21 protein-coding genes are annotated in these 23,532 nt (G+C 69.9%); 9 read left to right on the forward strand and 12 right to left on the reverse strand.

Annotation, left to right across the window (positions count from 1 at the left end; genetic code table 11):
- Positions 1–16: 16 nt before the first annotated feature.
- Positions 17–2,251 (reverse strand): TonB-dependent receptor, encoded by a 2,235-nt coding sequence (locus ACSQ14_RS19100; RefSeq protein WP_436015822.1) that lies wholly within the window; start codon positions 2,249–2,251, stop codon positions 17–19.
- A 295-nt stretch (positions 2,252–2,546) separates the two neighbouring features.
- On the opposite strand from ACSQ14_RS19100, the gene ACSQ14_RS19105 reads away from it, so the two are divergent.
- The gene (locus ACSQ14_RS19105; protein WP_436015823.1) at positions 2,547–2,909 is read left to right on the forward strand and encodes a limonene-1,2-epoxide hydrolase family protein; all 363 of its coding nucleotides are present in this window, start codon (positions 2,547–2,549) and stop codon (positions 2,907–2,909) included.
- Positions 2,910–2,930: 21 nt separating this feature from the next.
- Here ACSQ14_RS19105 and ACSQ14_RS19110 read toward each other — a convergent pair whose 3' ends face one another.
- The 4 genes from ACSQ14_RS19110 to ACSQ14_RS19125 form a co-directional block, all read right to left on the reverse strand.
- Positions 2,931–5,096 carry a molybdopterin-containing oxidoreductase family protein gene (locus ACSQ14_RS19110; protein ID WP_436015824.1) on the reverse strand — a complete coding sequence of 722 codons (2,166 nt, stop codon included), beginning with the start codon at positions 5,094–5,096 and terminating at the stop codon, positions 2,931–2,933.
- Positions 5,093–6,133: an LLM class F420-dependent oxidoreductase gene (locus ACSQ14_RS19115; protein WP_436015825.1), complete on the reverse strand. Its 1,041-nt coding sequence runs from the start codon at positions 6,131–6,133 to the stop codon at positions 5,093–5,095. The genes ACSQ14_RS19110 and ACSQ14_RS19115 overlap by 4 nt, the downstream gene beginning before the upstream one ends.
- A 254-nt stretch (positions 6,134–6,387) precedes the next feature.
- Positions 6,388–6,573, reverse strand: a complete 186-nt coding sequence (locus ACSQ14_RS19120; protein ID WP_436015826.1) for a hypothetical protein — start codon at positions 6,571–6,573, stop codon at positions 6,388–6,390.
- 174 nt (positions 6,574–6,747) lie between these two features.
- The gene (locus ACSQ14_RS19125; RefSeq protein WP_436015827.1) at positions 6,748–7,116 is read right to left on the reverse strand and encodes a VOC family protein; all 369 of its coding nucleotides are present in this window, start codon (positions 7,114–7,116) and stop codon (positions 6,748–6,750) included.
- A 147-nt stretch (positions 7,117–7,263) separates the two neighbouring features.
- Here ACSQ14_RS19125 and ACSQ14_RS19130 point away from each other — a divergent pair, with 147 nt between their 5' ends.
- Both ACSQ14_RS19130 and ACSQ14_RS19135 read left to right on the forward strand, forming a co-directional pair.
- The gene (locus ACSQ14_RS19130) at positions 7,264–8,106 is read left to right on the forward strand and encodes an SDR family NAD(P)-dependent oxidoreductase (protein WP_436015828.1); all 843 of its coding nucleotides are present in this window, start codon (positions 7,264–7,266) and stop codon (positions 8,104–8,106) included.
- Between the two features lie 143 nt (positions 8,107–8,249).
- On the forward strand, positions 8,250–9,557 hold the full coding sequence (locus ACSQ14_RS19135; protein WP_436015829.1) for an MFS transporter: 1,308 nt from the start codon (positions 8,250–8,252) through the stop codon (positions 9,555–9,557).
- Between the two features lie 6 nt (positions 9,558–9,563).
- Here the strand turns inward: ACSQ14_RS19135 and ACSQ14_RS19140 are convergent, their stop codons facing one another.
- From ACSQ14_RS19140 to ACSQ14_RS19150, 3 genes are all read right to left on the reverse strand, one after another.
- On the reverse strand, positions 9,564–10,370 hold the full coding sequence (locus ACSQ14_RS19140; RefSeq protein ID WP_436015830.1) for an SDR family oxidoreductase: 807 nt from the start codon (positions 10,368–10,370) through the stop codon (positions 9,564–9,566).
- A 71-nt stretch (positions 10,371–10,441) separates the two neighbouring features.
- Positions 10,442–11,872 (reverse strand): aldehyde dehydrogenase family protein, encoded by a 1,431-nt coding sequence (locus ACSQ14_RS19145; RefSeq protein ID WP_436015831.1) that lies wholly within the window; start codon positions 11,870–11,872, stop codon positions 10,442–10,444.
- Positions 11,873–11,922: 50 nt separating this feature from the next.
- Positions 11,923–14,019, reverse strand: coding sequence for an acetate--CoA ligase family protein (locus tag ACSQ14_RS19150; RefSeq protein WP_436015832.1), 2,097 nt, complete (start codon positions 14,017–14,019; stop codon positions 11,923–11,925).
- 125 nt (positions 14,020–14,144) lie between these two features.
- Between ACSQ14_RS19150 and ACSQ14_RS19155 the strand changes: the two genes are divergently transcribed.
- Complete coding sequence (locus tag ACSQ14_RS19155; RefSeq protein WP_436015833.1) at positions 14,145–14,936, forward strand: enoyl-CoA hydratase-related protein; 792 nt, start codon at positions 14,145–14,147, stop codon at positions 14,934–14,936.
- Positions 14,937–14,973: 37 nt separating this feature from the next.
- Here ACSQ14_RS19155 and ACSQ14_RS19160 read toward each other — a convergent pair whose 3' ends face one another.
- Positions 14,974–15,894, reverse strand: coding sequence for a LysR substrate-binding domain-containing protein (locus ACSQ14_RS19160; RefSeq protein WP_436015834.1), 921 nt, complete (start codon positions 15,892–15,894; stop codon positions 14,974–14,976).
- Between the two features lie 126 nt (positions 15,895–16,020).
- On the opposite strand from ACSQ14_RS19160, the gene ACSQ14_RS19165 reads away from it, so the two are divergent.
- The 5 genes from ACSQ14_RS19165 to ACSQ14_RS19185 all read left to right on the forward strand — a co-directional run bounded on the left by ACSQ14_RS19165 (position 16,021) and on the right by ACSQ14_RS19185 (position 20,157).
- A complete protein-coding gene (locus ACSQ14_RS19165; RefSeq protein ID WP_436015835.1) occupies positions 16,021–16,641 on the forward strand; it encodes an antibiotic biosynthesis monooxygenase in 621 nt (206 codons plus the stop codon).
- 12 nt (positions 16,642–16,653) lie between these two features.
- The gene (locus tag ACSQ14_RS19170; RefSeq protein WP_436015836.1) at positions 16,654–17,922 is read left to right on the forward strand and encodes a hypothetical protein; all 1,269 of its coding nucleotides are present in this window, start codon (positions 16,654–16,656) and stop codon (positions 17,920–17,922) included.
- 27 nt (positions 17,923–17,949) lie between these two features.
- Complete coding sequence (locus tag ACSQ14_RS19175) at positions 17,950–19,200, forward strand: sulfotransferase family protein (protein ID WP_436015837.1); 1,251 nt, start codon at positions 17,950–17,952, stop codon at positions 19,198–19,200.
- 304 nt (positions 19,201–19,504) lie between these two features.
- A complete protein-coding gene (locus ACSQ14_RS19180) occupies positions 19,505–19,747 on the forward strand; it encodes a hypothetical protein (RefSeq protein WP_436015838.1) in 243 nt (80 codons plus the stop codon).
- A 209-nt stretch (positions 19,748–19,956) separates the two neighbouring features.
- On the forward strand, positions 19,957–20,157 hold the full coding sequence (locus tag ACSQ14_RS19185) for a hypothetical protein (RefSeq protein WP_436015839.1): 201 nt from the start codon (positions 19,957–19,959) through the stop codon (positions 20,155–20,157).
- Positions 20,158–20,293: 136 nt separating this feature from the next.
- Here the strand turns inward: ACSQ14_RS19185 and ACSQ14_RS19190 are convergent, their stop codons facing one another.
- The 3 genes from ACSQ14_RS19190 to ACSQ14_RS19200 all read right to left on the reverse strand — a co-directional run bounded on the left by ACSQ14_RS19190 (position 20,294) and on the right by ACSQ14_RS19200 (position 23,529).
- Complete coding sequence (locus ACSQ14_RS19190; RefSeq protein ID WP_436015840.1) at positions 20,294–21,328, reverse strand: glycine zipper 2TM domain-containing protein; 1,035 nt, start codon at positions 21,326–21,328, stop codon at positions 20,294–20,296.
- Positions 21,329–21,805: 477 nt separating this feature from the next.
- On the reverse strand, positions 21,806–22,669 hold the full coding sequence (locus ACSQ14_RS19195) for an enoyl-CoA hydratase-related protein (protein WP_436015841.1): 864 nt from the start codon (positions 22,667–22,669) through the stop codon (positions 21,806–21,808).
- Entirely contained in the window at positions 22,666–23,529 is an 864-nt protein-coding gene (locus ACSQ14_RS19200) for an amidohydrolase family protein (RefSeq protein WP_436015842.1), read from the reverse strand. The genes ACSQ14_RS19195 and ACSQ14_RS19200 overlap by 4 nt, the downstream gene beginning before the upstream one ends.
- Positions 23,530–23,532: the final 3 nt, after the last annotated feature.

Here is a 23,532-nt window from a genome sequence, read left to right on the forward strand (position 1 = left end):
CGCCGGAGTTCGCCCGTCAGAAGTTGTAGCCGAGTCGAACACCGATGGTCCGCGGCGAGGCCCAGCTGCTGTAGTCGCCGAAGGTCCCGCCGCTGTAGGTCAGCCGGTATTCCTTGTCGGTCAGGTTGTTGGCGAAGACGCCGAGCTCGTAGCGCTCCTCGCGGTCGCGCCAGGTGGCCTGGGCGTTGACCAGGGTGTAGCCGCCCTGCCGGTAGCGCTGCTTGTCGGCGAGCGCGCCGGCCAGCGGCCCGTACAGCGACGCGGCGTTGGTGATGTAGCTGTCGGTGTAGCGGATGTTGGTCCCGAGCTGCAGCTCGCCGCCGGCCACCTCCTGGAAGGTGTAGTCGACCCCGAGGATCGCCGAGAAGTTCGGCGAGCGGGTCATCTGCTTGCCGCTCCAGTCCTGCAGCTGGTTCGGCACGTTGCGGTTGGTCGCCAGGTTCAGGCCGGTGCCGGTCGCGTTGGCGAAGTCCTTGTAGCGGCCGTGCAGCCAGGCGAAGCCGCCATGGACGTTCAGGTTGTCGATCGGCTGGACGGTGACGTCCGCGTCGATCCCGTAGACCTCGGCCTTCTTGGCGTTGATGACCGTGTTGATCAGGCTGCCGGTGCCGTTCGGGTTGGGCACGGTGACCCCCACCTGCAGGTCCTGGTAGTCGTAGAAGAAGCCGGCGATGTCGAAACGGTACCAGCCGCCGGCGGTCTTGAAGCCCACTTCGTAGGCCGAGATCTTCTCCGGATCGTACGGCAGGTAGAGCGTCGGATCGGCGGCGCCGGCCGGCTGGAAGCCGCCGCTGCGGAAGCCCTTGGCGTAGGAGGCGTAGACGTTCGAGCGCGGCGCGACCTCGTAGCGGATCGAGGCGCGCGGCGTGATCGCGTCGAAGTCGGCGTCGTTCTCGCCCGGCAGGCCCAGCGGCGCGCCGGTCGGCAGCACCGTGACGTAGTGGCCGCGCTTCTCCTCGTAGGTGTAGCGGACGCCGAGGTTGAGGGCGAGTTTCTCGCTGAAATGGTAGGTGCCGTCGACGTAGCCGGCCCAGGCCTCCGACTTCAGCGTCGTCGAGAAGGTGCTGGTCAGGCGGTTCAGCGCATAGGCGTTCTGCGCCGTCGTCTTCAGGCGGTCGTTGTAATAGGTGGCGCCGACGATCAGGTCGAGGTTCTCGATCGCGTCGATGTTGAAGTCGAGGCCCTGCTGGAAGGTGTCCTGCCGCCAGCGCTGGTCGGAATAGGTCAGGTCGGCCCAGCTCGAGTCGAAGTCGTAGCCGAGCTTGGTGCGGCGGTGGGCCATGCCGGTGTAGGACGTCAGCGTGCCGACCGGGGTCTGATAGACCAGCTTCAGCGTGCCCTCGTCGGTGATCCCCAGCAGCACCGTCTCGCGGTTGGTCGAGGAGGTGTAGGGCCGACTGGCGCGCGGCGGCGCCGAGGTCAGCGGCGAGGCCGGATAGTTCGGGAAGGCCATCACCGTGAACAGGTTGCCGCGACCGTCGCTGGACAGGCCGTAGTTGTAGGCCAGCGTCGCCGTCAGCTTGTCGGTGAGGTCGGCCTCGAGCTTGTTGCGGATCGACACCTGCCGCAGCGGCGTGGCGTCGCCGATCCGCACACCGTCCGGGCCGAGCAGCTTGTTGTAGCCGTCGCTCCTGCGCCCGTAGGCGGCGACGCCGAACCGCACCCGGTCGTTGATCGGCCCGGAGACATAGGCGCTGAGGCTGATGTCGTCGTAGGTGGCGTAGCTCGCCTTGACCTTGCCGGTGAAGATGTCGGACGGCGCCAGCGTGTTGATCAGGATCGCCCCGCCGGTGGCGTTGCGGCCCCACAGCGTGCCTTGCGGCCCCTTCAGCACCTCGATGCTGGAGATGTTGGCCAGGTCGCCGTTCACCGTGACGTTGTCCGGCGTGTAGAAGCCGTCGACGTAGGTCGCGACGTTGTTCTCGTAGCCGATCCCGGTGGTCAGGGTGCTGATGCCGCGGATCGCCGGTTGGGTGCAGCAGCCGGCGAAGTTCACCTGCACGCCGGCCGTGACGTTGGCTAGGTCGTGCATGCTGACCACGCCAGCCTTGGCGATCTGGTCGCCGCTCAGCGCCGTCACCGACATCGGCACGTCGACCAGCCGTTCGGTGCGGCGCTGCGCCGTCACCACGACTTCCTGTAGCGCGGTCGGCGCTTCGGCGCTTGCGCCGGCGGGTTGCTCCGCGGCCTGGGCGGCGGCGCTGAGCGCCAGCGCCGCGACGGCGGATCCACAGAAGAGGACGAGTTTCACGCCCCGACGCCCGCTGGCCATCGGCTTCCCCCTAAGACTTGCGCCGTCCGCTTCGAGGGGCGGTCGCGATTGTTACTGAGCGCGCTTCGAGCACGCGTTGCGGCAGCTAAAGCAGCAAAACCTGCGCACCCGTCAAGCTAAATGCAATGCGACAAACGCATTGAGTGACGATGAGGTGCAACTCGGTCCCGGTTGGCCGCCATCGAGCGGACTCGCCGCGCTTGACGGCCCCATGCCGCGCCAGAATAGATGGCGACAAGCGCATTGCGCCGACCTGGCAAAGGGGCGGATTTCCGTGTCCAACATCGAAACTGTGCGCGCCTTCCTGCACGCCTGGGACAAGCTCGACCTGGACGCCGCCTTCCCGATGATGTCCTCGGACATCGTTTACAAGAACACCGGTTATCCGGACGCCTTCGGCCACGCCGGGGTGCGCCAGGCGCTGGCCTCGCTGATCGACACCGGCACGCCGCTGACCTCGGTGATCCACGCGATCGCCGAAACCGCCGACGGGGTGGTGATGACCGAGCGCACCGACACCATCCACCATGCCGCCGGCGCCGTCTCCTTCCCGGTGATGGGGGCGTTCGACGTGAAGGCCGGCCTGATCACCGGCTGGCGCGACTATTTCGACGCGAGTCTGTTCAAGCCCGCATGATCGACGCCGCGGCCGGCCCGGTCAGGCCGGCTCGACCCGGACCGGGATGCCGTCGAGCAGGCAGACGCCGGACACCTGCTCCCAGTCGGCGGGATCGTCGGACGCGAGCAGGTTGACGTTGGCCCCGCCGATGCCGTTGGCGCGGCGCCAGCCGCCGCGATGGCCCCAGCCGTGCGGATAGCAGGCCGATCCCCGCACCACCTCGTCGGTCACCTCGGCGACCATCAGCAGATGGCGCGCCGCGCTCGTCACCCGCACCGCCTGCCCATCCTCGACGCCGCACCGGCGCGCATCGTCAGGGTGGATCTGCAGGGTCGGCGCGTGGCCGCGGGTCAGCCGCTCGCTGTTGTGCATCCAGCTGTTCAGCGACTGCAGCCGGCGCCGGCCGAACAGCAGCAACTGCTCGCCGTCGACCGCCGAGGCGCCCGTCCGGCCCAGACGCGCGAACTCGGCGGCCTGGAGCTCCCCCCACAGGCGCGCCTTGCGGTCCGCGTAGTGCACGAGCTCGCGCGTGGCGGGCGCGTCGACGCGCTCGACGAAGCGCACGCCGTGCGGGAGTTCGTCGCGCAGCCGCGCGACGCTGAGACCCGCGGCCCCTAAGGCGTCGCCCCAGCGGCCCGCCCGCAGCAAGGCGTCGGCCGCCTCGATCGGTTGCGGATCCGGGCGGGCGGCGCTGCCCAGCATCGCCAGCGGCGACGGCAGGCCCATCCGCGTCAGGATCTCCGCATAGATGTCGTACTCGTTGCGCGCCTCGCCCTGCGGCGGGAGCACGGCGTCGCTGTACTGCACCCAGGGCCGCGGCGCATTGGCGCCCCAGAGCTCGTTCAGGTCGGGCCGCTCGAGGAAGGTGGTCGACGGCAGAATGTAGTGCGACCAGCGGGTGGTCTCGGTCACGTAGAGGTCGAACGAGACCATCAGCTCCAGCTCGGTCAGCGCCGCCTCCAGCCGGTCGCCGCGCGGATAGGACAGCACCGGATTGCCGGAATCGACAAACAGCGCCCGCACCTGGCCGTCGCCCGGCGTGGTGATCTCGTCGGCCAGCGAGCCGCCCGGCATGATGCCCAGGATCAGCGGCAGACCGCCGATCCGCGAGCGCCGGGTTCCGTACGGGTTGGCGTTGGTCTTGAACAGGTCGACCGGACCCTGGCCGATCACCCAGCCGCCCTGCTGGCCGAGCCGGCCGGTGACCACGTTCAGCGCCTCGACCAGCAGATTGGTCAGGGTCGAGAAACTGCCACGGCCGGTGCCCAGCCGGGTGTAGCAGGCGGCGGTGCGGGCGCCGGCGAACCGGCGGGCCAGATCGCGCGCCGCCGCGAGCTCCACCCCGCAGCGCGCCGCAGCCTCGGCCGCATCGACGGCGCACACCGCCGCGCGCAGCTCCCGCCAGCCGTTGGCCGCGCCGTCCAGCGCCGCCGGGTCGTAGAGACCCTCGTCGAACACCGTGCGCAGCAAGAGCGCCAGCAGCCAGACGTCGCTGTCCGGCCGCACCGGCAGATGCTCGTAGCGGCGGGCGGTCTCCGTCCGGCGCGGGTCGACGACGACGATCCCGCCCCGCGCAGCGATGGCGTCGAGCCGCTGCAGCACCCGCGGCTCTGAAATCAGCGACATGTGCGACACCGCCGGGTTGCCGCCGATGATGATCAGGAAGTCGCAGTCTTCGAGATCGGGGAAGGTGTAGCGGTACGGATTGCCGTAGGTCAGCTCGAGGGCGAGGTTCTTGGCCGCCGTGTCGGCGTGCATCGAGTTGAACCGCTTGCCGCCGCCGAGCGCGCGCAGGAAGCCGTTCATGTAGGCCGGATGCAGGCTGGCGAAGGACGCCGGATTGCCGAGATAGGTCGCGACGCTGTCGCCGCCGTGGCGCGCGACGATCGCCGAGAGCCGCTCAGCGATGTCGTCCAGGGCCTCGTCCCAGCTGACCCGCTCGAACTCCCCGTCCCCGCCGGTCCGGCGCAACGGGTGCAGCACCCGGTCGGGGTCGTGGACCACGTCGAGCATTCGCGCGCCCTTGACGCAGATATGCCCTTCGGAGACCGGATGCGCGCGGTCCGGACCAACCTTGGCGATGCGCCCGTCACGCACCTCGACGCTGAGCCCGCACAGCGCCTCGCACAGGCGGCAGAAGGTGACGTGCTCCCCGTCCTCGCCGGGGCGCAGCCGCGCGGTCGGCGGCGTCGTCGGCGCACTCATCCCTGGCGTCGGGCGATGTCGGCCAGCACCCGCATCGCCTGCTCGTCGGGATCGCTGAGCCGCAGCGTGGTGAAGCCGGCGTCGCGCCAGGCCCCGAAGCGCTCGGCGAGCCGCCCGGCCGGCCCGATCAGCGCGCCCTCGTCGATGTAGTCGTCGGGCACGGCGGCGGCGGCCTCGTCCTTGCGGCCGGCCAGGAACAGCTCCTGGATGCGCTCGGCCGCGGCGCCGAAGCCGCGGGCGACCATCGCGTCCTTGTGGAAATTCTTCTCCTGGGCGCCCATGCCGCCGACGTAAAGGGCGACCTTCGGCTTGGCGGCGTCGAGCGCCGCCTGCACGTCGTCGGTCACCGCCACGCTGACGTTGATGACGACCTCGAAGTCCCGCAGCGTCTTGCCGTCGGTGCGCCGGGCGATCCCCTGCTCCAGCAGTTTCAGGCCCTCCGGCAGCGTGCGCGGCGTCTGGTGCATCGTGATCCAGACGTCGGCGATCTCGCCGGTCAGGCGGATGTTGCCCGGCGTCGAGGTGCCGAGGCCGATCGGGATGTTCGGATTGCCGTGCAGGATGCTCTTCAGCGGCTTGCCCAGCCCGGTCGCGTCCGGGCCGGCGTAAGGCAGGCTGATCTCGACGCCCGCATGGCTCACCGGGCCTTCGCGGCGCCAGATCTTGCGCAGGATCGCGACGTAGTCGCGGATCCGGTCGGCGGGCTTGCCCCAGGGCTGGCCGTACCAGCCCTCGACGATCTGCGGCCCGGAGACGCCCAGGCCGACCAGCACCCGGCCCTCGCCGGCCAGCGCCTCGAGCGTCTGGGCGGTCATGGCGCAGTTGGCCGGCGTGCGAGCCGCCAGCTGGGCGATGCCGGTGGCCAGCCGGATCGTCTGGGTCCGGGCGGCGATGAAGGCGAGCGGGGTGAAGGCGTCGGAGCCGTAGGCCTCGGCGGTCCAGACGCTGTCGAAGCCCAGCTCCTCGGCCAGCCGGATGCGCTCCATCGGCAGCGCCATGCGCGCGCCGCTGTAGGCGGTGTCGAAGCCGAGCTTCATGACGCCGCTCCGCCGGTCGCCCTCGCCTGCATCCAGCATGTTCCACCCCGCCGACGATCAACCGACACGGCGAGCCGCGCCGAGCGATCACTCGACGAAACGCGTCGCCTCTATTGCATTCGTTTTACGCCGCCCGCCGGCGCCCGTCCATTGAAACGGCCCGCTGGGGCGCCGGGAGCGCCCGCGTCGCCGCCGCCATTGGTCAGCGCCGGCGCATAGATCTTGCCGACCTGATCGCGGTGCGCCTGGCAGATTCAGATGCGCGAGAGTTCATATCCGTGGACGAGGTCTCGAGCCTCGATGAAGTCTGGATTCAGCTCCAGAACATGACCGTACTGGTCGAAATAGCTGGCCCGTTCGATCTGCTCGACCAGCTTGCGCAGCGCCTGCATGACCGGGTCGTTGTCGCCTTCAAGTTGGGGATCTTTCGGCCTGTCCACGGCCATCCTCCCTCCATCGCAACGAATTTCAGCGTCCAGCGAAGCAAGGACATAACGCTCGCCTATTTTATCGGTTCACGATCTATCGGCAGAAAAACAAAGGGATAGTCTGAACAGCTGAACCGCGCCAAGACCCTGTCGGTCAGACCGGTCGGAGGGACGGCCTCGCCGGCGTCACGCCATCGCGAAGGCGTTGAGCTTGTTGCCGTCCGGATCGCGGAAATAGGCGGCGTAGAAGCCGTTGGCGCGCACGCCGGGCGGGCCCTCGTCGCTGCCGCCATTGGCCAGCGCCAGCGCATAGATCTTGTCCACCTGCTCGCGGTTCGCCGCGCCGATCGTGGCCATGGTCCCGTTGCCGACGGTCGCCGGTTGGCCATCGAACGGCAGGGTGATGGCGAGGCCGATGCCGACCGCCGGATTGCGCCAGCCAATCGCCTTGCCGGTGTCCATGTAGCGTTCGAGGCCGAGTTCGGCGGCGATCGCATCATAGAACTTCGCCCCGCGGGCAAGGTCATTGGCGCCGAAGCAGACGTTTACGATCATGGCGGTTCCTCCTCGCAGAGTATTGTCGCGTCGGCGTCGTCAGGTCACGCGTTCTGAGCCGCTCGGCCGAGCGGAGCCGCGAACAACGCGCTTGCGGCCCGCCGGCGGCCGCCGTCTGATGGCCGGCCGACACCTGTGGAGGCTCCGATGGCGCAGATTCACCCGGCGATCGCCGCCCAGAAGGTCGCGGTCGTCACCGGCGCGGCGAGCGGCATCGGCCGCGCCACGGCGGTGCGGCTGGCGGAACTCGGCATGCGCGTCGGCCTGGTCGACAGCGAGGCGCCGGCGCTGGCCGAAGCGCTCGCCGCCCTGCCCGGCGGCGGCCATGCGAGCTTCGCCGTGGACGTCAGCGACCGCGCCGCCGTCGAGGCGCTGGCCGCGCAGGTGGCCCGTGAACTAGGCCCGGTCTCGCTGCTGATGAACAACGCCGGCGTCGGCGGCGGCGGCGACGCGCTGTCCAATCCGGACGGCTGGGCGCGGGTGATGGGCGTCAACCTCTTCGGCGTGCTGCACGGCGTCCAGGCCTTCGTGCCGGCGATGGCCGCCAGCGGCGCGCCTGGGCTGGTGATCAACACCGGCTCGAAACAGGGGATCACCCAGCCGCCGGGCGACACCGCCTACAACGCCAGCAAGTCGGCGGTGAAGGCCTTGACCGAAGGGCTGGCGCACACGCTGCGCAACCTGCCCGACTGCCGGGTCTCGGCGCACCTGCTGCTCCCCGGCTTCACCTACACCGGCATGGTCGCCCGCCGCGTCCCGCAGCGGCCGCCCAGCGCCTGGACGCCAGATCAGCTGGTCGAGCGGCTGCTGCAGGGACTGGCCGCCGGCGAGTTCTACATCCTGTGCGAAGACAACGAGACCAGCCGGGCGCAGGACGAGAAGCGGATCCTCTGGTCCGCCCAGGACCTGATCGCGAACCGGCCGGCGCTGTCGCGCTGGCACCCGGACTGGCAGGACGCCTTCACCCGGTTCATGGCCGACGACGCCTGATCGCCGGCGCCAAGCGGGGATCATCAATGCAACGCGCGCTTGGCGTTGCGTGAGGGCTTCCCCTCGCCGGCCTGATCCGCGAGAGTGGCGGCAAGCGGCGACCGACCAACGGCGCCATCACGTCATTTCGGGGAGGCGGCGCCTTGGTCGCGGCTCAAACAGTCCAACGCTACGTCCCGGCCCTGCCGCTGAGCGTCGGCCAGCGCAACTGGATGCTGTTCGTCCTGACGCTGGTCGGGGTCTGCAGCTCCACCGACCGGGCGATCATCACCACCGTCCTCGAGCCGGTGAAACTGGAGTTCGGCCTCAGCGACGGCCAGCTCGGCCTGCTGTCGGGCCTGGCCTTCGCCAGCACCTACACCCTGGTGATCCTGCCGGCGGGCGCGCTCGCCGACCGGGTCAACCGGCGCAAGCTGATCGCCGCCGCGCTCGCCGCCTGGAGCCTGCTGACCTTGCTGTGCGGGGCGGCGCAGAACTTCGTCCAGCTGCTGGCGGCGCGGATGGGCGTCGGCGCGGGCGAGGCCGGCGGGCATGCGGCCACGCTGTCGTCGGTGGGCGACCTGTTCCCGCCGGAGCGGCGGGCGACGGCGATCTCGATCTATTACCTGAACGCGCCGGCAGCGGCGCTGCTGGCCGGCGCGGTCGGCGGGCTGGTGACCGCCGCCCACGGCTGGCGCGCGGCCATGGTGGCCGCGGCCCTGCCCGGCCTGCTGCTGAGCCTTGTGCTGCTGTTCTGCCGCGACATTCCCCGCGAAGGCAGCGAGCACGCAAAGACCGCCGCGGACGCCGCGGCGCCGAGCTTCGGCGAGGCGCTGCGCTTCGTCGGCCGCCAACGGGCGCTGATCCACCTGATCATCGGCGTGGCGCTGGTCACCACGATCATCTCCGGCCAGGGGGCGTTCAGCTACGCCTTCTTCATGCGCGAGCACGGGATGAGCCTGCGGACCCTGGGTCCGCTGCTCGGCATCTCCTCTGCGGCCATCCTGACCGTCGTCCTGCTCTCGAGCGGGATGCTCGCCGACCGGCTGGCCAAGCGCGACCCCGGCCTGCGGCTGTGGCTGATCGTGGCGGTGCTGCTGGTCGCCACCCCGGCGGTGATGCTCTCCTACCTGCTGCCGCAGCCCTATGCGCTGGCGCTCTATCTGGTGCACGTGCTGGTCACCGGCGTCTGGCAGGGGCCGGCCTTCGCCACCGCCCAGAACCTCGCGCCGCCGCAGATGCGCGCGACCCTGGCGTCGATCATGCTGCTGGTGAACGGCCTGGTCGGCGTGGGCCTCGGGCCGGTGCTGACCGGCTTCGTCAGCGACGCCTGGTCGGCGCAGTTCGGCGGCGGCGGCCTGCGCGCCGCCCTCATCCTGACCACGGCGCTGGGCTTCTGGGCCGCCCTGCACTTCTGGCTGGCGACCCGGACCCTGAAGGCGGACCTCGCCCGCGTCCAGGGCCCGGTCTAGCGGACCCTACGCCGCGCCGGCCATGCCGGCGACGGCCCCGCCGTCGACCAGGACGTCGGTCCCGGTGACGAAGCTCGTCGCCGGCGAGCAGAGGAAGGCGGCGATCGCCGCGACCTCTTCCGGCAGGGCCGGACGCTTCAGCCCCGAGCGCTCGACCAGCGCCTGCATGATCGGCTGCTCGGCCATCTCTTGCCGCCCCATCGGCGTGTCGATGACGCCGGGCGAGATCGAGACGATCCGCGCGCCGCGTTGGCCGAACGCCCCCGCTTCGCGCTGGACCAGCAGTTGCACGCCGCGCTTGGAGACGCTGTAGGCCATCCCGGAGTTCGGCGAGCAGGCCAGCAGCGCCGCGACCGCCTCCGGCGTGGTGGCCTTCGACAGCGGCTCGTCGAACATCGTGCCGACCTGGTGCGCCGCCATCGAGGCGAACAGCACCGCCGCGGCGCCCTCGGCCATCCGCGGGCGGACCGCGTCGACCAGCCGCATCGTCGCCGCGAGGTTCACCTCCAGGATGCGGGCCGGCTCGGCCATGGTCGGCGACAGGCCGGCGCAGTGGATGAGGGCTGCGATCGGCTGGTCGCCCAGCGCCGCGACCAGCTGGCCGGGAAAGCCCGGGTCGGCGATGTCGCCGGCCAGGGTGTCGATCCGCCCCTCGAGCCGCCCGGCGGATTCGGCGAGCCGGTCAGCGTTGAGGTCGCAGAGCAGCAGCCGCCGCCCAGCCCCGCTCATTAGCTGGGCGGCCGCCGCCCCCATGCCCGAGGCCGCGCCGGTGACAATGGTCACGCCCACGCTCAGCGGATCTGCCTGCGCCATGATTTCCTCCCAGGTTTTGGCGGCCTTTTCGGAGGCCGGTTGTCGACGACAGTGAGCGAGGGACTTGCGCCTTACGATGCCGGCGGCGCCCAGCCGAGCACGGCCTTGGTCTCCAGGAACTCATGGAAGGCGTAGTCGCCCCACTCCCGGCCGTTGCCGCTCATCTTGTAGCCGCCGAACGGCGCGTTGGAGTCGAAGGCGCCGTTGATCGACACCTGGCCGGCGCGCAGTTCGCCCGCCACCCGCCGCGCGGCGTCCAGGTCGGCGGCCTGCACATAGGCGGCCAGGCCATACTCGGTGTCGTTGGCGATCTCGATCGCCTGGTCGAGGCTGTCGTAGCCGAGGATCGCCAGCACCGGGCCGAAGATCTCCTGGCGGGAGATGGTCATTTCGTTGGTCACGTCGGCGAACACCGTCGGCTTCACATAGAAGCCGCGCTCCAGCCCCTCCGGCCGGCCGGGGCCGCCGGTGACCAGGGTCGCGCCTTCGTCGATCCCCGCTTGGATCAAGCCCTGGATCTTGTCGAACTGCGGCGCCGAGACCACCGGGCCCATGCGATGGTTGCCGTTCGGATCACCGACCGTCAGCTCCTCGGCCGCCTGCTTGGCGATCGCCGCGGCCTCGGCCATCCGCGCCTGCGGCACCAGCATGCGGGTCGGCGCGCTGCAGGTCTGGCCGGAATTGGTCATCACCGAGCCGACGCCGCGGCTGACGCCGGCGGCGAAGGCGGCGTCGTCGAGGACGATGTTCGGGCTCTTGCCGCCCAGTTCTTGGTGAACGCGCTTGACCGTCGGCGCGGCGTTGCGGGCGACCTCGATGCCGGCCCGGGTCGAGCCGGTGAAGGAGATCATGTCGACGCCCGGGTGGCTGGACAGCGCCACGCCGACGCCCGGGCCGTCGCCGTGCACCAGGTTGAAGACGCCGGCCGGCACGCCCGCCGCCTGCATGATCTCGGCGAAGATCTGGCCGGAGAACGGGGCCACCTCTGACGGCTTCAGCACCATGGTGCAGCCGGTGGCGATCGCCGGCGCGACCTTGGTGGCGATCTGGTTCAGCGGCCAGTTCCACGGGGTGATGAAGCCGCAGACGCCGATCGGCTCCTTGACGATACGGGTCGCGCCGCGGTCCTCGGCGAACGGGAAGGCCTTCAGCGCCTCGGCGGCGGCCAGGATGTGGCCGAGGCCGATCGGAACCTGGGCGCGCTGGGCCAGCGAGGCGGGTGCGCCCATCTCCTCGGTGATCGCCGCGGCCAGGTCGCCGAACCGCTTCTGGTACTCGGCGGCGATGCGCTGCAGCAGGTCGATCCGCTCCTCGCGCGAGGTCCTGGAGAAGCCGACGAACGCCTTGCGCGCGGCGCGCACCGCCTTGTCGACGTCCGCCGCGGCGCCCAGCGCGATGTGGCCGCACGCCTGCTCGGTCGCCGGGTTGATCACCGCATGCGAGCGCAGCTCGACGGGATCGACCCATTGGCCGTCGATCAGGAACTTCAGGTATTCACGCATGGCGGTCTCCGAGTGTCCGTAGCGAGGATGCGCAGCGGCGCTCCGCGCGCTCAAGTCGAATAGGCGGCGAGCCCGTCGAGGCATTCGATCGCCTCGCCGCGGACCCACAGGGGGTTCACTTCCAGCGCGGCGAGCTCCGGGCCGAGCGCCAGGGCGGCGTCGCCGATGGCCACGATCACCTCGGCCAGCCGCGCGAGATCCGCCGGCGGCGCGCCGCGGAAGCCTTGCAGCAGCCGGGCGCCCTTGAGCGCCTGCAGCATGGCCTGGGCCTCGGCGGCGCTGACCGGCAGCAGCCGCACCTGGGTGTCCTGCAGCACCTCGGTGAGCACCCCGCCCAGGCCGACGACGATGGCCGGCCCCCATTGCGGGTCGCGCGCCACGCCGACGATCAGCTCGACGCCGGGCTCGCGCATCGGCGAGACGAGGGCGCCGTCGATGCGGGCGGTTGGCGCATAGGCCCGGGCGGCGCTGACGATTTCCGCGAACACCACGGCGGCCTGGGCCGCGCCGACGACGTTCAGCCGGACGCCGCCAGCCTCGGTTTTGTGGACGATGTCCGCAGAGGCGACCTTGAGCACGACCGGTCCGCCGAACCGTTCGGCGGCGGCGGCGGCGGCCTCGGCGTCGCGCGCCAGCACGGCGGGGATGACCGGCGCGCCGAAGGCCGAAAGATGTTCCAGCACCTGCCGCTCGCTGCGGGGTCGCGCCTCGACGCGCGTGGCCGGCGCCGGCGGCGGCGCGCTGGCCAGCACGCCCTCCGACCAGCGCTGCAGATGGGCGAGCGCGCGGACGCCGAAGTCGAGGTCCGGCAGGACGATGTCGAGGCCGATCTCCTGGAAGAGCTCGCGCTGTAGTTCGCTCTGGTCCTGCACCGAGAGGCCGCAGACCACGGCCGGCTGGCCGCCGATCCGGCAGCCTTCGACGACCGCCTCCAGCCCGGCGCGCAGCGCGGCGACCTCAGTCGGCGTGTTGGGCGTCGCCGTGGCGGTGACGATCAGGCCGAGGCCGGGATCCTCGGTCAGCACCGGAAGGGTCCTGGTCCACAGCGTCGGGTCCTGGATCGCCACGCCGGTGACGTCGAGCGGATTGAGCGTCGCGGCGAACTCCGGCAGCACCTCGCGCAGCCGCGCCTGGGTCGGCTCGGCGAACGGCGGCATCGCCAGCCCGTGGAGCTCGGCGAGATCCGCATAGAGGCCGCAGGCCCCGCCGGAGATCGACGCCATGCCGACGCGCGGCGGATTGATCGGGCCGACCTTCTCCAGGAAGCTGGCGGTCAGGATCAGCTCTTCGAGCGAGTTGGTGCGCAGCACCCCGTAGCAGCGGCACATGGCGTCGAAGATCCTGTCGTCGCCGACCAGGGATCCGGTGTGCGCCTGGGCCACCGCGGCCGAGACTGGACTGCGGCCGAGCTTGAGGATGGTGATCGGCTTGGCCGCCGCGCGCGCCCGCGCCGCCGCGGCGATGAAGCGGTTGGGATCCTGGATCGACTCGACATAGAGCGCGATCGCCCCGGTCGCCGGGTCGTCGACCAGGTACTCCAGCACGTCGGCGACGCCCAGCTGCGCCTCATTGCCGGTCGCGCCCATGAAGCTGAGGCCGATCCCCTGGGCGTGGGCGAACTTGCCGAACTCGGCGGCTAGCGCGCCGGACTGCGAGAGGATCGCCAGCCGTCCCGGGATCACCGGCAGCCGGGTCGGGATCGAGGTGCAGACGCAGCGGTCGGCGATGTTGGCGAACCCCAACGAGTTCGGTCCGAGCATCAGCACGCCGGCCGCCTCCGCCGCGGCCAGCAGCTCGGCCTGCAGGCACGCGCCCTCCTCGCCGGCCTCGGCGAAGCCTGAGGACAGCACGACGGCGTGGCGGATGCCGGCGGCCCCAGTCAGGCGGATCGCCTCGGCTGCGGCCGCTGCGGGGACGTAGATGTAGGCCATGTCGACCGTCGCCGGGATGTCCGCCAGGCTGGTGAAGCCCGGCAGGCCGTGGGCCGGCGCGCCGCTGCGGTTGACCGCGAACAGCTCGCCTTCGTGGCCGTAGGCGGCGAACCGGCTGAAGATCATCCGGCTCCAGGCGGACTTGTCCGAGGCCCCGACGAGCGCGATGTTGCGCGGCTGGAAGAAGCCGCCGAGGCCGTCGCCGCGCGTGTTCATCGACGTTCGCTCCCTCCGCCCGCTCGATCTTATCTATTTAAACGGCAAGCCATCATTGCAATACTGGGCTTGCCCGGCGCAGGCAATGCCGGGCGCGCGCGAACCAAGAGCCAGGAGGAGCCCGGATGAGCCAGGCCGCAGCCACCGAAGTCGTGCGCTACGCGATGGTCGACGACCACGTGGCGCTCATCACCCTCGACCGCCCGGAGAAGCGCAACGCGGTCAACGCCGCGCTGGCCAATCAGATGGACGCCTGCGTCAAGCGGGCCGAGGCCGATCCGGACGTCCGCGCGGTGATCCTGACCTCGTCGAACGACGCCGCCTTCTGCGCCGGCGCCGACCTGGCCGAGGTGGCGGCGAACGGCGGCCAGAACCTCTACACCCCCGACGGCGGCTTCGGCGGCTTCGTCAGCGCGCCGCGGCGCAAGGCCTGGATCGCAGCGGCCAAGGGCGCGGTGCTGGCCGGCGGCATGGAGTTCTGCCTCGCCTGCGACATGATCGTCGCCGCCGACGACAGCCGCTTCGGCCTGCCGGAGGTGAAGCGCTCGCTGGTGGCGGCCGAAGGCGGGGTCACCCGCCTGATGAAGGCGATCCCCCGCGCGCTCGCCCTGGAGCTGATCGCCACCGGCGATCCGATCGACGCGCGGCGGGCCTATGAGATCGGCCTCGTCAACCGCGTGGTCCCGCGCGAACAAGTCCTGGAGACGGCCGTCGCCCTGGCGCGGGCGATCGCCGCCAACGCGCCGCTGGCGGTCTGCGAAGCGCTCGGCGTCGCCCGGGAGGCGTCGATCCTCAGCGACGCGGACGCCCGCCAGCGAGCCAACGCGGCGATGGACCGCCTGCGCGGCACCGAGGACTTCCAGGAAGGCCCGCGCGCCTTCCTGGAGAAGCGGCCGCCAGTCTGGCAGGGCGGCTGAACCTGCGCGTCGCCTGGGGTCGCCGACGACGCGCCGATCAGGCCGTGGGCTGATCGTCCGCTTCGCCGGCTTCGGCAATGCACCGGACGAACGCGCCGATATGAACCGAGGTCGATCCGGCCGCCCAGGCGACGACGGTCTGCGAACTGAAGTGATCGGACACGCCTTCCACCGACAGAAACTGCACCCGAAGCTCCGGGTCGTGATGCGGCAGGGAAAAGTTCGCAAAACTCGCGCCCAGGCCGCAGGCCAGCATCATCTTGCCGGTCAACGCGTCCTCCGCGTGGGCGACGACCTGCGGCTCGAAACCGGCCCCGCGGCAGAGTTCGACCTGCAACTGATACATGTCGGGCGCCACGTCGGGATGCGGCATCAGCCAGGGGCGGTCGCGCAGTTCCTCCAGCCGGATGCTGGGCGCGTTCAGGTTCCAGGCGCTGGGAACCGCGACCACGAGCGGATCGCAAGCGATCACGCGCCAATCGATCCCTTCGGCGTCGGTTCGGAACAGCCGCATCAGGCCGATGTCGATCTCCGAGGCGCGCAGCATCGCGGCCTGCCGGTTGCGCATCACCGCCACGATCTGCACCTCGACGTCAGGCCAGGCTGAGCGGAATGCCGCGAAGCCGCGTGCGATGCGGGAGGTCTCGGCATCCGCCGAAGCGCAGACCCCGATCCTCAACCGGGCGCGGTCGCCTGCGCCGATCCGGCGGGCGTTGTCGGTCGCGACCGCCAGCCGGTCCACGATGGCCAGCGCCTCCTCCAGGAAGGCGGTTCCGGCCGGTGTGAGCTTCACCTGCCGGGTGGTGCGCTCGAACAGCAGTGCGCCGACCTGCTCCTCGAGCCGCTTGATGGAGCGGCTGACGACGGATTGGCTGGCGTGAACCTCCGCCGCGGCTTTCGTGAAGCTGCCGGTCGTCGCCACGGCGACGAAATGGTTCAGGAGCGACAGCTCAGGCATCGCAGCTCAACGATCTATGTGATTGGCGCAACAATTATGGCCTAACTAGCATTAGACCTCGCAACAGTCTCCCGCCACATTCGGACCGCCCGCACGTCAGACGCGGGACGATCCAGGGAGGCGTGGATGAGTGACGGCGTTTCGGTCACCTTCGATCTTCGGCTGCGGCCCGAGGCGGCGGCCGGATTCATCGGCGCAGGCGAGGCGGTGCTGCAGGGGACCGTGGGGTATCCCGGCCTTCAGCAGCTCCGCATCGTCCAACACAAGGACGACCCCTTGCGGGTCCGCTTCCTCGAGCGCTGGGACAGCGAGGACGCCTACAGGGCCTACATCGCCTGGCGGACAGAGACCGGCGCCGTCGAGGCCTTCCAGCAGGTGGCGGCGGAGACGCAAACCAACCTGTGGCCCAACCTGATCGTCGAGAAGCATAGCCAGGAGCCGATCCCCGAGACCGAAGGGGTCTCGATCACCTTTGAGCTCGACCTGAAGCCGGAGATGGTCGGGCCGTTCATGGGCTCGACGGCGATGTTCGAGACGGTCGCCACCTTCCCGGGATTCCGCCGCATCCGCCTCGTCCAGCACCGCGACGACCCGACTCGCATGCTCTTCATCGAGCGCTGGGACAGCGAAGCCGCCTACCGCGGCTACCTCGACTGGCAGACCGAGCGCGGCGGGATGGATGGCATGCGCCAGATCTCCACCCGGATGCAGATCGACGTCTGGCCGACCCTGCTCGCGCACGCCTGAAGAGAGTTCGAGATGAAGACGCTGACCGCATTCGCCGGCGCGCTGGCCGTCCTCGCCGCCGACGCGGGCTCGGGCTCGGCCGCACCCGCCGTCAATTCGCCGGCCCAGGCGGCCTGGTTACGCTATCAGGAAACCTTGCGGCTGAATCGGGAGCGGTTCCTCGCCAGCGAGTTCGTCAGCGACCCGCAGCTTCGCGCCCAGGGCCTCTATTTCCTGCAAAGCCAGGAGGTTTCAGCCTTCAACACCTATGTGGCGCCGCGCCAGCAGTATCCCGCGCTCTATGTGCAATCGATGTTCATGCCGCTGGAACTGTCCTGGGGGATGCCCAATCCCGACTTCCTGAACCACAACGGCTTCATCGACGGGCGTCACACCTACCGGATCTACGGCAACCGGCGCGGCAACGAGTGGGCGACGATCCAGGTGTTCCGCGGCTTCTGGGGCGACGAGGTCCAGGGCAACCAGGGCAACATCGACTTCGACGACGTACCGACGAACCCGGACGGCAGCTTCGAGATCTTCCTCGGGCCCAATCCCCCCGCTGACCCCAAGGGCAAGTATTGGTTCAAGCTCGACCCCGAGGTCCGCAACGCCATGCTGGCGATGCGCGAGACCGCCTACGACTGGACTAGGGAAGAGCCGATGGAGGTCCACATCGAGGTCCTCGATCGCGATCCGGGCGCGCCGATCTACTTCGATGAGGCCGAACTCGCCGCGCGCATCGACAAGGCCACCAAGTGGTCCGTCGCCAGCTTCGAATTCGCCATGCAGGGCGCCAAGCGACTGCTGGGCGAACGCAACGTCTTCGTCGAGAATCCGGACGGCCGGGCCCAGGGCGGCAACCCGCTGGGGCACTGGATCACCATGCTCTACGACCTGAAGCCGGACGAGGCGCTGATCGTTGAAATGCCCGTCGTCCCGGCGCGCTACTGGGGCTTCCAGCTCGGCAGCGTCTGGGGCCAGACAACCGACTACAGCTACCACCAGAGCTCGATCAACGGGAAGCAGGCGCACGTCGACGGCGACGGCCGCTTCCGCGCGGTGCTCGCGCTCAAGGACCCCGGCGTGCCCAACTGGCTCGACCCCGCAGGGCTGCCGATCGGGACCTGCCTGCTGCGCTTCTACAAGGCGGACGAGACGGTCACGCCGACCGTCATCAAGGTTCCGCTCGCCGAGGTGCGGCAGCATCTGCCGAAAGACACCCCGGTCGTCACGCCCGAGGCGCGCGGCGCCGCCCTCGACGCTCGCCGCCGCGCTTCTCTGCGCCGCTACGGTCAGTGACCGCGCGCCCTGTACGGAGTTCAATCAATGTCATCGCAAATCGCCGCCGCGCCGCCCGGCGCAGGCGACCTCGCGTCCGTCTACGCCGCCGCCCTTCGGCCCTACACCGGCCCGCTCGCCGCACTCACGATCATGGCGGAGGCCGAGCAGGCGACCGGCCTTTCCAACTGGGGCGGCGAGCGGTGGGACGAATTTGGCTTCCGCCGCAGACTCGAAGTGCTGTGTCGCGCCCTGGAGACCGAGGCCAATCTGACGCCCACCGGGCGCTCGCGGGCGCATGGGCGGGTGCTCGCCTTGCTGATCTCGCGCTTGCGGGTCCTTCAGCACCGTCGAGGCTGGACTGTGGAGCCGCAGATCCGCGCGCCGCTTGTGGGCACCGGCTTGCCGCGCTCCGGCACCAGCTTCCTCCAGGCGCTGCTCGCCCAGGATCCAGACACCCTCGTGCCGATCACCGGCCACGCCATGGTCCCGGTCCCGCCGCCGGGCGAACTCGCCGACGAGACCGAGCGCATGGCGCTGGTCGATCGGATGCTGAGGTTCCAGGGCCTGGACGCGCCGGAGGTGAACGCGATCCACCCCTTTGCGCCCGAGGCGGAGGACGAGGATGTGCTCTTCCAGGAAGCCGCCTGTGGCTCGCTGATCCAGGCCTTCTTCAACGTCCCAAGCTTCGCGGCTCTGCTCCCCGAGAGCGCGCCGGAGTTCTACGCCTGGCAGAAGGGCATGATGCAGCTCGTCCAGGGCGAACGGTCCGAGAAGCGCTGGGTGCTCAAGGCTCCCGAGTACATGAGCCACCTTGAGACGCTGACCGCGACCTATCCGGGCTCGATGATCTTCGTAAACCACCGGGACCCCGCCAAAGTCGTCGCCTCGATCGCCAGCCTCTATGTCACCTTCCAGGGCCTGAACTCGACCGGCGCAGTGGATCCGAAGCATCTCGGCCCGCCAATGCTCGCCGGCCAGATGGCGTCGGTCGCGGCGATGAGCGCCTGGCGCGCCGCCAACCCGCAGGCTGCGGTCGTCGACGTGCACTACCAGGAGCTCGTCGCCGACCCGATCGGCCAGGTCGAGCGCCTCTACGCCGCCTTCGGCCTCGATCTGACCGCCAAGGCGAGGATGCGGATGGAAGCATTCCTCAAGGTCAACCGGCATGGCCAGAGCCAGGCGGGCGTCAAGCATCGCTACCAACTCGAAGACTTCGGCCTGACCGAGGATTTGGTCGAGGCGGCCTGCGCGGCCTACCTAGACCAGTACGGCGTCAGCCGGGAGCGCGCGACATAGGATCACCTGCGGGGCGCCGAGGCCCCCAGCACGGCCCGCGCGCCTTCCTCGAAAAGCGGCCTGGCAGGGCCGCTGAGGTCAAGGCGGAGCCGTTCTCAGCCGGGGTCGGGGCGGGACACCGCGACCGAAGGCATGACTGGGACGCTGGCTTATCCTTGCCGATGAGCCCATGGTGACGGACGACGCCGTCGGGCGTGTGCCGTCGCCAAGACGGTCGATCAATCTCGACGCGGCGCCGCCGAGATCCCGTCATGTCAATCCTCACCGCTCGCTGCGGTCGCCTTCTCAGCCGGGAGGGCCGCGCTTGAGCCTCATCGCCCGCAGCCGCGCCAAGACCTGCACCTTTCGCACCGGCCAGAGCTCGGACGACGTCTGGTTTGTCACTAAGGACCACGCCTACTACGGCGATTACTTGACCCGTGGACAGGCGCTCGCCGCCGCCCGGCTGGGAGCCGCGGCGATGGAAGCCCAAGGCGCCTCGGCCCAGGTGCTGGAGGTCCCCGGCGACGTGCCGTCGGCTTCTCTGACACCCCGTGCGCGGCCCTGACGCGAATACGCTCGGCGACGGCCGCTTAGGCCTGTTTCATCGTCCTGAAGGACCCTTTCATGCGTACCTACAATCCCCGCGAACAACAGCCGGTCCGCCGCGATCTTTCCGACTCGCGGTCGTCCGTCGGCGCCACACAGCAACCCCGCAAGCCGATCCTCAATGATAGCCGCAGCACAGGCGCGTCCCGGCGGCCGGCGTAGCGCACGTTGGAAACTCCCGCCGAGGTCAGAGAGCGCTGGCGCTATCTGCGCGATCTGCTCATCGAGCAGCTGAGCCGTTTCGAGAGTGGCGCGCTGCACATCCACTCGAACACCGAGAATGTGAGCGTCGCTGCGATCAAGACGCTCAAAGAGAACATTGCCGACTTTGACGATCAGATCTCGCGCAGCGAGGCGCGCGAAACCTGACCTCTGTCGGCGCTAACCCGACCCGTCGACGGTCTGCGGTTAGTGGATACCGCAGGTGGGCGGGAGCACTCCCATTCGAGCCGTGCCCCCGCCCGCCATCCCCGCGCCATCTCTGGCGCGGGGTCGTTCGTTTGGCCTAGCGGCTGCTGTACCGCCCGTTGCGGTGATCACGCACATCCTCGCGGATGCTCGAGTCCAGGCGGTCCAACCGTGCATTGATCGTCACCTGGGCCCGCGGGCCGAGAACGCCCTGCCGGTTCCTCAGGGAGCGTTCGTCACGCTTGATAGACGCCAGGGTGCGCATGGCCTGCTGGCCTTCCGCCGGGGTCAGCCGGCCGGTTTCCATGGCGCGATCGATGCGCTGGGCGAGGTCCGCCTGCCGCTCGTCGATGCTGCGGACTCCACGAGAGCCGGAGTAGTCGGCGCGCTGCGGGTGTCGTCCATCCGTGGAGATCCAGCGGCCGCGAGCGTCGTAGTAGCCGATCGCCTCGCCGCGGACCCAGCGGCCGTTGTCGTAGTAGCCCGGTTGTGGGTCGGCCACCCACACGCCGGCGGCGTCGCGCCGGCCGCTCGCCTGGCCGGCGATCCACTGGCCGTCGGCGTTGTAGCGGCCGATTGCAGCGCCCGCGACCCACCGGCCCGACCTGTCGTAGTAGCCGGGCGCCGCGGCGGCGACCCAGCGCCCGTCGTTTGTGTAATAGCCGCTGGCCGACGCCGGAACCCACAGGCCCCTGGCGTCGTGATAGCCGGCGGCCGACGCATCCTGGCTGGCCTGGACCCATCGGCCGTCGCGATCGTAGTGGCCCCGAGGGGCGCCTTCGACCCAGACGCCGTTGCGGTCGAAGTAGCCGGCGGCCGCGGTGTTGCCGGCGACAGCGTTCGCATGCCAGGCGCCGTTGTTGTCGTAGTAGCCGTAGGCGCGGGTACAGTCCGCCTGACCCTTGGTGAGCTGGTTGCCGAGCAGCGCGCCGGCGACGCCGCCGATGACGGCCCCCTCGGTTCGATCGCCACGGCCCGCGACGGCGCTGCCCGCGAGCGCGCCGAGCCCCGCGCCAGCGATTGTGCCGGCCACCCGGTTGTTCTGCCGTTGTTCGCAGGTCTGCTGCGCGAAGGCCGCAGTGGGAAGCAAGGCCGCGGCGCAGACGCCGGCGACCAGGGTTTGAATTCGCATTTTTGGAAAAGCTCCTTGGGGCGAGGCGTACTCGTCCCTACACCTTCAATATAAGATGCCTGATCACTGCTCAAGACAAACTGGAATATTTCGCCCTCGCCCCCACAATCGCAGCTAAATATAAGCAACTCCAACTTTCGAAAAACGCGAGATTTTGACGAAAAAGAACTGAAATAAAACTTCAAGACAATTGCATTTTCTGGCGCGGGCCGGCCCATCTGAAGCCCCATGAACACGCTGCACCAGGCGCCTTAATTGCCGTCCGACGGTGCGGGTCTGAGGGCGTCAGCCAGGTCAGCGGACGCGCCGAAGCACGGCGGAAGCTCCGCTACGAGTCGGCAGCGGACCTCAGTTCAAGCGCGGAAAGCGGACACTCGCAGGGTGCGGACCCGGGCCGGGAAGCGATCGACCTGTTGCGGAGACCCGATCGGGGCGCCGCTCCGCTCCTGGCTGGTCTTGGCTCCGAAGGGACCCGCCTTAGGAGTTCCCGACCTTCGAGCCGCCCGGCGGCGGGTCGAGATCCAGGTCCGCCAGTTCCCGCGGCAGCGGCGAGAAGGCCGGCGGGCGGCGGTCGCGCCAACTGGTGACCCCTTCGGCGAAGTCGGCCGAGGCGAAGGCCTCCTCGAGCAGGGCGATCGCCCGGCCGTAGGCCGACGGCAGGTCGCTGGTCAGGTCGGTGTAGAGCTGGCCTTTGATCGTCCGCATCGCGCGGGGCGAGCACTGACTGGCCATGATCCGCGCATAGGCCAGCGCCTCGGCCTCCAGGTCGGCGTCGGCGAACACCTGGCTGACCAGGCCGATCCGCAGCGCCTCGGGGGCCCGCACGACGCGGCCTGACAGCAGCAGGTCGGTGGCGCAGCCGACGCCGACGATCCGCGGCAACAGCCAGCTCATGCCCATCTCGGCGCTGACGCCGCGGCGGACATAGGCGGTCGACAGCTTGGCGTTCTCGGCGGCGAAGCGGATGTCGCAGGTCAGCGCGGCCTGCAGGCCGAGGCCGAAGCAGGGACCGGCGATCGCGGCGATGATCGGCTTGCCGATGGTCAGCGGCCGCCAGAAGGCCGGCGTGGCGGCCACACTCTGCTGGCCCGTCGCGGCGATGCCGCTCAGCACCTCCTGGTCGCCGCCGACGCAGAAGGCGCCGCCGGCCCCGGAGACGACGATGACCCGGGCCCGTTCGTCGCGCGCCAGCGCCTCCAGCGCTTCGAAGTAGGCCCGCCCGAGCGCCTGGTTCCAGGCGTTCTGGCGCTCCGGCCGGTTCAGGATGATCCGGGCGACGCCGTCCTCGACGCTGACCAGCAGCGGCGCGTCGGACGCGGGGGAAAGCGAGGACGGGCTCATCCGACGACCTCCAGGCCGAGCACGCGCGCGGCGTTGTCGCGCAGGAATTTCGGCCACACCTCGGGCTTGAACGGCACGTCGTCCATTTCGCGGAAGGTGCGCTCCAGTTCGATGCCGTAGGGGAAGTAGCCGCCGTAGATCACCTTGTCGGCTCCGCGGGTGTTGGCGAAATCGATGATCTCCTTCGACCAGTACTTCGGCGCGATCGCCGTCGTGGAATAGTAGAGGTTGGGCCACTTCAGCAGCAGCTTCACCGCCAGGTCGACCCAGGGCTCGCCGCCGTGGCGCATGACGATCTTCAGCTCGGGGAAGTCGTAGCAGACCTCGTCGAGGTGGCCGACGTACTGGGCCATCATCGGCACTCGCGGGCCCGGCACGCCGGTGGTGGTGAACAGCGGCAGGCCGAGCTCGGCGCACTTGGCGTAGACCGGGTACCAGTGCTTGTCGTTGATCGGCAGTTGCGGCTTCACCCCGGCCGGGAAGATCGAGACGCCGCGCACGCCGTATTCCTCGACGCTGCGCTGAATGCGCCGGACGCTCTCCATCAGGCCTTCGTTGGCGTCGATCGACACCACCGGGACAAAGCGGTCCGGGTGACGGCGCAGCGCCTCGGGCGTGCGCTCGTCGATCAGGCTGACCACGCCGAGGCGCACGCCCTGGCGGTCCATCTCCGCCACGGTGTCGTCGATCGCTGCATAGCGGTCAGCCTCCGCCGACAGCTCGTCGGGGATCTCCTTGAACATGTACTCGGCGGGGTGGCGCACGCCCTGGTCCTTCGCCGCCGCCACATGGGCCACCTGCCGCACGTCGCGGAAGCCGATCAGGGTGTCGATGACCCCGATGTCCCTGGGTCTGGCCATGCC

Source organism: Phenylobacterium sp. LjRoot219 (assembly GCF_964252995.1).
GTDB lineage: Bacteria > Pseudomonadota > Alphaproteobacteria > Caulobacterales > Caulobacteraceae > Phenylobacterium.

Bases quoted from the DNA above. Each gene is read 5' to 3' on its own strand.
- ACSQ14_RS19110 (WP_436015824.1), bottom strand. From the start codon at position 5,096: ATGAGTGCGCCGACGACGCCGCCGACCGCGCGGCTGCGCCCCGGCGAG.
- ACSQ14_RS19115 (WP_436015825.1), bottom strand. From the start codon at position 6,133: ATGAAGCTCGGCTTCGACACCGCCTACAGCGGCGCGCGCATGGCGCTG.
- ACSQ14_RS19125 (WP_436015827.1), bottom strand. From the start codon at position 7,116: ATGATCGTAAACGTCTGCTTCGGCGCCAATGACCTTGCCCGCGGGGCG.
- ACSQ14_RS19130 (WP_436015828.1), top strand. From the start codon at position 7,264: ATGGCGCAGATTCACCCGGCGATCGCCGCCCAGAAGGTCGCGGTCGTC.
- ACSQ14_RS19140 (WP_436015830.1), bottom strand. From the start codon at position 10,370: ATGGCGCAGGCAGATCCGCTGAGCGTGGGCGTGACCATTGTCACCGGC.
- ACSQ14_RS19145 (WP_436015831.1), bottom strand. From the start codon at position 11,872: ATGCGTGAATACCTGAAGTTCCTGATCGACGGCCAATGGGTCGATCCC.
- ACSQ14_RS19150 (WP_436015832.1), bottom strand. From the start codon at position 14,019: ATGAACACGCGCGGCGACGGCCTCGGCGGCTTCTTCCAGCCGCGCAAC.
- ACSQ14_RS19155 (WP_436015833.1), top strand. From the start codon at position 14,145: ATGAGCCAGGCCGCAGCCACCGAAGTCGTGCGCTACGCGATGGTCGAC.
- ACSQ14_RS19160 (WP_436015834.1), bottom strand. From the start codon at position 15,894: ATGCCTGAGCTGTCGCTCCTGAACCATTTCGTCGCCGTGGCGACGACC.
- ACSQ14_RS19165 (WP_436015835.1), top strand. From the start codon at position 16,021: ATGAGTGACGGCGTTTCGGTCACCTTCGATCTTCGGCTGCGGCCCGAG.
- ACSQ14_RS19170 (WP_436015836.1), top strand. From the start codon at position 16,654: ATGAAGACGCTGACCGCATTCGCCGGCGCGCTGGCCGTCCTCGCCGCC.
- ACSQ14_RS19175 (WP_436015837.1), top strand. From the start codon at position 17,950: ATGTCATCGCAAATCGCCGCCGCGCCGCCCGGCGCAGGCGACCTCGCG.
- ACSQ14_RS19190 (WP_436015840.1), bottom strand. From the start codon at position 21,328: ATGCGAATTCAAACCCTGGTCGCCGGCGTCTGCGCCGCGGCCTTGCTT.
- ACSQ14_RS19195 (WP_436015841.1), bottom strand. From the start codon at position 22,669: ATGAGCCCGTCCTCGCTTTCCCCCGCGTCCGACGCGCCGCTGCTGGTC.
- ACSQ14_RS19200 (WP_436015842.1), bottom strand. From the start codon at position 23,529: ATGGCCAGACCCAGGGACATCGGGGTCATCGACACCCTGATCGGCTTC.